Origin of the sequence: Gilliamella sp. B3023 (assembly GCF_026536845.1) — a bacterium.
Lineage (GTDB): Bacteria > Pseudomonadota > Gammaproteobacteria > Enterobacterales > Orbaceae > Gilliamella > Gilliamella apicola_E.
Window position 1 is genome coordinate 1 of record NZ_JAFNNH010000053.1, and the last position, 1,166, is coordinate 1,166.

Sequence of the window (1,166 nt, forward strand, 5' to 3'; positions counted from 1 at the left end):
ATTTTTTCATAGTAATTATTTATCTTATCCCAATCATCTGGATAAAAACTTGGGTCATCTTTATATTTTTCATAAATGTAAGACGTTAATTTATTGAGCTCCTGCAGATAGTTGTCATGTTGTTCTTGTGTAATTAAATTTACCGCCAAAGCATGTCTGAATTCATTTTTCATGGTACTTTCAATTGTTTCCACTCGTTCTTTTTGGTCTCGCATACCGCACTCCTTAGGTAGTTTTGGTGATATTAACGGCTGAATTATAAACAAATTTTTTTTGGGGTTGCATTGGTTTGTGTAAAGTTCGAAGTCCCTTGATTATTAACTTGCTGTATTTGATCGAAAAGTCGATTAATATTGTCTGCTGTCATTATTTACATCTCTATAAGCCAGTCACCTTCTAACCCCTCTTTTGTCCTACTACGAATAAAATCTAATCCTACAATTTTTTCATAATAGTCATTAATTTTAATCCAATCCTCATCATAAAAAGCCAAGCTATCTTTATATTTTTCATAAACATAATAGGTTAATTCATTGAGTTCTTGCAGGTAGTTGTCATGTTGTTCTTGTGTAATTAAATTTACCGCCAAGGCATGTCTAAATTCATTTCTTAAGCGTCGTTCCATTCTATCAATTCTTTCTTTTTGGTCCCACATATCGCGCTCCTTACGTAGTTTTAGTGATATTAACGGATGAATTATAAAAAATTTTTAAAAGTCGTCCAAGTTGAAAGGCTCGCCATGTGTACTTTTCTGTTGGCTCTAAAGGATTGGACTTGGTGGGTTGTCAATACGCCAAATGCTCGCTTGTTCACTGCGTGACTGCGACCTTCGCTTTACTATTGACATTATCAATACTATTCAAGTATTAACATAATTAGCTTGATACACTTCTTGGGTATAGGGGTTTTTAGGGTGATTGGCATTAGTCAGATTAAAATTTGAAACCCGCTGACTTTTAGTTGTCTGCTCTATCTGCTCAAAGAGATTATCTAAATTATCAAGTTTCATTATTACATCTCAATTAGCCAGGAATATTCTAAATTTTCTTTAGTTCGATTACGCACAAAATCTAAGGCTACAATTTTTTCATAGTAATTATTTATCTTATCCCAATCATCTGGATAAAAACTTGGGTCATCTTTATATTTTTCATAAATGTAAGACG

At 32.8% G+C, this 1,166-nt stretch carries 2 protein-coding genes; both read right to left on the reverse strand.

What is annotated here, in order from left to right:
• Positions 1-215: hypothetical protein (locus tag J3U16_RS11900; RefSeq protein WP_267343189.1), on the reverse strand; the 215-nt coding region annotated here is incomplete at its 3' end.
• Between the two features lie 155 nt (positions 216-370).
• Complete coding sequence (locus J3U16_RS11905; protein WP_267343190.1) at positions 371-655, reverse strand: hypothetical protein; 285 nt, start codon at positions 653-655, stop codon at positions 371-373.
• Positions 656-1,166: the final 511 nt, after the last annotated feature.

Bases quoted from the DNA above. Each gene is read 5' to 3' on its own strand.
- J3U16_RS11905 (WP_267343190.1), bottom strand. From the start codon at position 655: ATGTGGGACCAAAAAGAAAGAATTGATAGAATGGAACGACGCTTAAGA.